We start from the raw sequence: 6,829 nt of genomic DNA, 5'->3' as shown, positions 1-6,829 counted from the left end.
CCGAGTCCTGACCCAGCACCGGTGATGAACGCAGTCTTTCCAGCGAGTCGCATACTCCTGTTTGGCGAACGGAGTACATAAAATGGGCCGCCGGTCGCGTCCTATCTGCCTTCGAACTCGGGTTCGCGGCCTTCCAGTCGGGCCTCGAAGCCCTCCTTACGGTCGCGGCTGCCGTAGACCTGCATCGCCAGTCGGTGTTCGGTCTTGAGGCCGTCCTCGAGCGGAACGTCGAAGGTAGCCTGGAACGCCTCCAGTGCGTTCTGGATTCCGAGCGGCGCCTTCTCGGTCAGGTCGCCGGCCAACTCCCGGGTGCGGGCGTCGACGTCGCTTTCGGGCACGACTTCGGTGACGAGATCACATCGGTCGGCCTCCTCGGGGTCGATGTACTCGCCCGTCAGAACGAGTTCCTTGGCCCTCCCGATGCCGACGATACGGGGCAGTCGCTGCGTCGAGCCCTGATGGGGGAAGATGCCGAGGGTGACCTCGATGATGCCGTATTTGGTCTCCTCGCCCAGCACCCGGAGGTCGGCCGGTAGCGTCAACTCGAAGCCGCCGGCGATACCCGCACCCTTGACGCCCGCGACGACGGGCGTGGTCGATTCGTCGATAGTGTTCAAAAGCGTCCGGAACGACCGCTGGAACTCGTCGTGCTCGTCGACGTCCTTCTCGTGCATCATCTCGAGCTGGAAGCCGGCACAGAAGACCGACCCCTCGCCCAGCAGGGCGACCGCTCTGACGTCGTCGTCCTCGTCGACGCGTCGAATCGCCTCGGTGAGGTCCGCGACGGCCGCCTCGTTCAGGGCGTTGCGCTTGTCCGGGCGGTCGATGATGACGTCGGCACGCTGGTCGTCGTACTCGATGCGAACGTGTCCGTTGTCCATCACTGGCATACCTTCGCATCAAGCCGGGCCATCAAAAGGGTTCCTCCGGGCGGCGCTCGGGACCAAAATACTATATGGATATTCATGGTATATTCTCGTATGAAGTATGATGACAGTGAACGTGCAACTGAGATCGCGGATCGAACACGGCAGTTCGTCTCGGAGGTCGTCGTGCCCGTCGAGCGGGAGCTGCGATCCGAAACCGAGATCCCCGACGAGCAGCTCGCTGAGTTACGCGAGAAAGCGCGCGAGTACGGGGTTTTCGGCCCCGGAATCCCCGAGCAGTACGGCGGACTCGGGCTGAGTTTCAGAGAACAGGTGCCCGTACTCGAGGCGGCGGGGCGAAGTCGACTGGGACCGCACGCGGTTCATGCACCCGGGTGGCCGGACGAGGCGGCGCTGTATGCCCTCGAAGCGTTCGGTTCGAACGAGCAACGGGACCGGTGGCTGGAGCCGTTGGTCGAAGGGGAAATCAAGGCCGCCGTATCGATGACCGAACCGACCTCGGGCGCCGGCTCGGACCCGACGATGATAGGGACGACCGCCGAGAAGGACGGCGACGAGTGGGTCATCGACGGGCACAAATGGTGGGCAACGCAGGGCGGGGACGCCGATCTCATCATCCTTTTCGCGAAGACCGATTCCGAGGCGAACCTACACGAGGGAATCTCGGTGTTCGCAGTGCCGATGGATACGCCCGGCGTGACTGTCGAACGGGATATCGCACACATGAGCGACCACGTCGTCGGCGAACCGGTTCACTCGGAGATAACGTTCGACGACGTCCACGTTCCGGAAAGCGCATTGATGGGCGAGGAAGGCGAAGGGTTCGTCGCCTTCCAGAAGGCCCTGAATCACAGTCGCGTCTGGCTCGGCCTCACGAAGATCGGTATGGCGGAACGAGCGTTGGACGTTGCGAAGGCCTATGCCAGCGAGCGGGAGTCCTTCGACGAGAAACTCGTCGAGAAGCAAGCCCTTCGATTCGATCTCGCCGAGGCGCAGACGAAGCTCCACGCCGTGCGGCTTCTGGGCCGAGACGTCACCCGGAAGATGACGGCGGGCGAGCCCCATCGGACGGACGTGGCGATGTTCAAGTATCGGAGTTCGAACGTGACCCAGGACGTGATCGACCGTGCCGTACAGACCTGTGGGGCGAACGGAATCGGGGAGGACCTTCCCCTCTCGGACTTCTACACGAACATCAGGGCGTTCAGAATCTACGACGGTCCCGACGCCACACACCAGAAACTGATCGCGCGGGAACTGTTCCGGGATATCGATTCGAGTGAAGTAGACGCGATCTCACGGTTCGGAGACCCCAATACGTGGCCGAGCGAGTGACCCGGACGACCGCCGAATAAAGCGACGGCGGAGACCGACTCAGGCGGATTCGATGTCGATCTCGATGTCGTGGACGATGCGGTCGTCCTCGAGCGCGAAGCGGTGGTCGAACATCACGCCACAGTTCGGACAGAACCACTGGCGGAACTCGTAGCCGGGATCCTCGCCGAGGATGCGCTTTGCGGGCTGGAACAGCGGCCCCGCGTCGGTGACCGGGCCAGTTCGCATCGCACTGTGTTCCTTGAAGTTCTGGTCTGCGTCGCACAGTCGCTCGCTACACTCGCTGCAACTGATCGTTTCGTCGTCCGGGTCGAGTTCGAGATATTCGTGAATTTTCATGGGTCAGTCCTCCGCTGGGATGGAACTGTCTTCGAGTCGTTGCTCGCGGATCTCCTGTCGCCGGGCCTCCGTCTCGTCTTCGCGGACGGTCACGTCCGAGCCGTCACGGTCCAGCACGACGCCGTAGAGTTCGCGGGCGGCCTCTACGCTGACGAGGTTCTTCGCGACGTCTTCGGCCACTCTCTCCGGGCCGCGTTTGATCGGGTCGCCGTACCCTGCGGGCGTCCCGTTCCGGGCCTGGACGACGTCGTCCGGACTCTGGACGTATTCGGTCTTCGGTGCGAACGGTTCGGTTTCGGTGTCGAACTCATCGAGCGACTGGGGGATGTCCTGGTTGTCGAGTCTGTCGGTCACGTCCGTGTCCTCGACGACACTGTTGACCGCGGGCGGGCCGGGGTAGGCGCCGATGCCGGCGGTGACGGACGTGACGCCGCTGTTGCCGACGAACACGTTCTGGATCTCCTCGGTCTTGTGGGGCACCCAGCCGTACTGCATCGTCGCCCCGCCCCGGCGTTCTGCCGGTGCTCCCGAGTCCTCGACGATCTCCTTGTAGAGGTACAGCACCGGGTAGTCCTGCTCGTTGTTCTCGATGTTGGGCATCGGTCCTTTCGGCCCCCAGAGGTAGCCGCCGACGTCGACGCCGTCCTTGTTCGGCGTCGCGCCGATTCCGCCGCCCATGATGTCGAGGTTCATCGTCCCGTAGGGGTTCCCCCACTGGTCGACGCCGGCCTGTGCCATCGTGCTGAGCGTGGGCGTGTCGGTGACGATGTCGGCTTTCAGTTCGGGCGCGGCCGACAGCATCCGCGTCATCACATCCTGGATCAGCCCGATCGAGAACTCGATGTTGGTGGTCCCGCCGGGGCTACACCCGGCCGGCCACTCCGCACGGTTGAGCGTCCCTGGCGTGGTGTCGATATCGATGTGCCGGAACGCGCCGCTGGCGACGAACAGTTCGTCGTACATCATCAGCGGGTTGAGCATACTCATGATCGCCGTCCGGAACCCGGCGTAGGTGATGTTCATCACCCCGTGGCTCTCGGCGGTGCCGTCATTGCGGAACGTGAGCGTGTCTCCCTCCTTGGTCAACTGTATCTCGACGGGGTAGACGTTGTCGTCGCCGGTCTGTGAGCCCTCCATGTACTCGCGGGCCCGCCAGGTGCCGTCGGGGATCTTCTTGATCTTTCGCAGGTACCGGTTCTCCGAGTCGTCGATGATCTGGTTCATCACCCCCTTGACCGTCTCGGCACCGTACTCGTCGACGACGTCGTGGATGCGGTCCCGGGTCACCCGACAGCCAGCGACCTGGGCGTTGAAGTCCAGTGCCACGAGGTTGGGGAGTCGCGTGTGGCGCAGGTACATCTGCCGGATGTCCTGTCGGACCTCGTCGTCCTCAGCGACTTTCGTCGGCGGGATCGGCGTCGGCTCACCGAAGACGTCGTCGGCGCTCGGGCAGAAACTCCCCGCGCTAATGCCGCCGATGTCGTACTGGTGGAGCGTGTTGACCACCCAGCAGAACAGTTCGCCCTCCCGGAAGACGGGTGCGAGGAAGAACACGTCCGGCTGGTGGGTGCTGCCGACCCACGGGTCGTTCGAGAGGAACATGTCGCCCGGTTCGATGCCGGGGTTGCCGCTGCGGTTCTCCAGTACCCACTTGACCTGCAGTTCCGCGATGGGCGAGAAGAACTGGATGTACGGGCCCTGGAAGACGACCTCGCCCTCGGCCGTCAGGATGGTCGGGTTGAAGTCCTGTGCGAAGTACGCCACCGGCGACCCGGAGACGTTCTCGAGGGTGTGGCCGTGTTCCTCGTTGATCGTATAGAGGCGATGTCTGAGGACCTTGTACGTGACCGGGTCGATCTCGTCTTCGGCTTCCTCGTGGAGCGTGACGCTCGGGTGGATGTCCAGTTCGTCCTCGGGGACGTAGCCGTACCGGAAGTCCTCCCAGACGTCCGTGCCCTGATGCTGTGCGTCGGCGTCGGTGTTTGATGCCATGTCAGTTACCTCCGATGGAGATGTTGAAGTTGCTGTAGGAGTCGATCTCGCAGGTGTCGTTGGGTGGAACCGCGATGGTGGTGTTCTCCATCCGGACCACCGCTGGGCCGTCGATGGAACCGCCCGGACCGACGTCCTCGTCGTAGTATATCTCGGTCTCGAGCCGCCGGGACTCGCGGGGCCAGTAGACCTCGGCCGTCCCCGCGGGGTCGGCCCCGCCGTCGGTTCCGGCCTGTTCGAGCTGGGGTTTGGTCGTCTCGCCGTAGCCGTCGACGCGGACCGCGACCAGCTCGAAACCGCTCTCGCTGGCGCCGGCGCCCTCGCCGTAGAGCTCTTCGTATTTCTGCTCGAAGCGCCGGATCATGTCGTCGATGTCGCTTTCGTCGAGCGTCCCGCCCGGCATGGGCACCGGGATCTGGTGGACCTGGGCGCCGTACCGCAGGTCGGCGTACCGCTCGATGCGGATCTGCTCGTCGGCGAAGTCGTTGTCCGCGAGTTTCTCCCGGACCTCGGTTTCGGCGTCCTCGAACCGTCGGGTGACCTCGTCGGGGTCGAACGGCGCGACGGTCCGGATGTTCGAGACCTCGTTTCGGTGGAGCACGTCCGAAGAGGAGATGCCGAGCGCCGACCACACCGACGAGGCACTCCCGCCGGGCACGACGACGGTTCCGATATCGAGCTGGTCGGCGACGGCGGCCATGTGCATCGGACCGGCCCCGCCGTAGGCGTACATCACGAAGTTCCGCGGGTCGTAGCCGCGGTTGATAGTCCGCTGGCCGACCAGATCGGCCATCTGTGCGTTGGCGATCTCGACGATGCCGCTTGCGGTCTCGGTGACGCCCATCCCCAGCGTGTCGGCCAGCTCCTCGATAGCGCTCTCGGCGCGGTCGACGTCCAGCGACATCCGCCCCGCGAGGAACTCGTCGGCGTCGAGGAATCCTAAAAGGAGGTCGGCGTCGGTGATCGTCGGGTCCGAGCCGCCCTCGCCGTAGCAGGCGGGGCCGGGGTCGGCGCCCGCACTCTGCGGGCCGACCTCGAGGCGTCCGGTGTCCTCGTCGACCCAGGCGATCGACCCGCCGCCGTTGCCGATCGAATCGATGTCGATGTTCCGGATCGCGTAGTCGTACCTGTTGATGACGTTGGTCGCGTTCGTGAGCGGTTCGCCGTCGGTGATGAGACCGACGTCGAAACTCGTCCCGCCCATGTCGGCGGCGATGATGTCCTCGTGTTCGAGGTGATCTGCGAGGTAACTGCAGCCGATCATCCCGGCGGCTGGCCCGGAGTCGATCGTCCGGACGGGCTCCCTGATCGCGTCAGCCGCGGGGGCCACGCCGCCACCGACCTGCATGACCAGCAGTTTGCCGTCGTAGCCTCGCTCGGTGAGCTCCTCGTCGATGTCGGTGATGTACTCGGAGGTGACCGGACCGATAGAGGCGTTGATTGCGACTGCCGTCGTTCGCTCGTACTCACCCCACTTGGGAACGAGCTGGTTGCTCTGTGTGAGGAACACGTCGTCGTCGAGTTCCTCCTCGAGTATCGAGGTCATCCGCTCCTCGTGATCGGATTCGAGGAACGACCACAGGAAGCTGACTGCCACGGAGTCGATGTCCTCCTCGGCCAGTTGCTGGGCTACGTCCCGGGCCTGCTGTTCGTCGAACTCCACGACGACGTCGCCCATCGAGTCGACCCGCTCGTTGATTCCGTGGACGCGGTGTTTCGGGATGATCGGATCCGGTTTCGTCGCGTGCTGATATCTGAGCACCTCCTCGATGGGGAGCCCGCTGGTCCGTCCGGGCGCCCCGCGCATCAGAAACAGGACGTCCTCGGTCCCGCGGGTCGTGACGAGCGCGGTCTCGGATTCCTCGCCCTCGATGACCGCGTTGGTCCCGACCGTGGTCCCGTGTGAGACCAGATCGGACGATTCGAGCAGCTCCGTCGTATTGATACCCAGCTCGGACGCGATGGCGTCGAGCGAGTCGAAAAACCCCTGAGCGAAGTCCCCCGGCGTCGACTGGACCTTCGCCTCGGTCGTGTTTCCGTCCTCGTCAATGACCGCGATGTCCGTGTGGGTACCACCAATGTCAACATTACACAAGAATCTCATGGTGGACCTATTAGAACACGGAATATCTATTTATAGATTTTCAATGATTAATTATTAATTCACACAAGGATATTTCGAATGTCATATTAAATGCCCAATATAATTCACACGCGTGACGTGTCCCTGTTATCGACAAATATATATGGGGTATTCAATTTTAGGCGCGCTGGTG

The 6,829-nt window shown here is 63.4% G+C and carries 5 protein-coding genes; 1 reads left to right on the top strand and 4 read right to left on the bottom strand.

What is annotated here, in order from left to right; translation table 11 throughout:
- Positions 1 to 101: 101 nt before the first annotated feature.
- Positions 102 to 890: an enoyl-CoA hydratase/isomerase family protein gene (locus V5A53_RS11490; RefSeq protein ID WP_332313753.1), complete on the bottom strand. Its 789-nt coding sequence runs from the start codon at positions 888 to 890 to the stop codon at positions 102 to 104.
- Between the two features lie 90 nt (positions 891 to 980).
- Here V5A53_RS11490 and V5A53_RS11485 point away from each other — a divergent pair, with 90 nt between their 5' ends.
- Positions 981 to 2,222: an acyl-CoA dehydrogenase family protein gene (locus tag V5A53_RS11485; RefSeq protein ID WP_332313752.1), complete on the top strand. Its 1,242-nt coding sequence runs from the start codon at positions 981 to 983 to the stop codon at positions 2,220 to 2,222.
- 39 nt (positions 2,223 to 2,261) lie between these two features.
- Here the strand turns inward: V5A53_RS11485 and V5A53_RS11480 are convergent, their stop codons facing one another.
- From V5A53_RS11480 to V5A53_RS11470, 3 genes are read right to left on the bottom strand one after another with little or no spacing between them, the layout of a single operon-like run.
- On the bottom strand, positions 2,262 to 2,561 hold the full coding sequence (locus V5A53_RS11480) for an acetone carboxylase subunit gamma (RefSeq protein ID WP_332313751.1): 300 nt from the start codon (positions 2,559 to 2,561) through the stop codon (positions 2,262 to 2,264).
- Between the two features lie 3 nt (positions 2,562 to 2,564).
- Positions 2,565 to 4,553, bottom strand: a complete 1,989-nt coding sequence (locus tag V5A53_RS11475; protein WP_332313750.1) for a hydantoinase B/oxoprolinase family protein — start codon at positions 4,551 to 4,553, stop codon at positions 2,565 to 2,567.
- 1 nt (position 4,554) lies between these two features.
- The gene (locus tag V5A53_RS11470; RefSeq protein ID WP_332313749.1) at positions 4,555 to 6,657 is read right to left on the bottom strand and encodes a hydantoinase/oxoprolinase family protein; all 2,103 of its coding nucleotides are present in this window, start codon (positions 6,655 to 6,657) and stop codon (positions 4,555 to 4,557) included.
- Between the last annotated feature and the right edge of the window lie 172 nt (positions 6,658 to 6,829).

The sequence above is a fragment of the Natronomonas sp. genome (assembly GCF_036625485.1).
GTDB lineage: Archaea > Halobacteriota > Halobacteria > Halobacteriales > Haloarculaceae > Natronomonas.
This window is presented reverse-complemented; position numbering and strand designations above follow the sequence as displayed.

Coding starts and splice junctions, on each gene's coding strand:
- V5A53_RS11475 (WP_332313750.1), bottom strand. CDS start 4,553: ATGGCATCAAACACCGACGCCGACGCACAGCATCAGGGCACGGACGTC.
- V5A53_RS11480 (WP_332313751.1), bottom strand. CDS start 2,561: ATGAAAATTCACGAATATCTCGAACTCGACCCGGACGACGAAACGATC.
- V5A53_RS11470 (WP_332313749.1), bottom strand. CDS start 6,657: ATGAGATTCTTGTGTAATGTTGACATTGGTGGTACCCACACGGACATC.
- V5A53_RS11485 (WP_332313752.1), top strand. CDS start 981: ATGAAGTATGATGACAGTGAACGTGCAACTGAGATCGCGGATCGAACA.
- V5A53_RS11490 (WP_332313753.1), bottom strand. CDS start 890: ATGCCAGTGATGGACAACGGACACGTTCGCATCGAGTACGACGACCAG.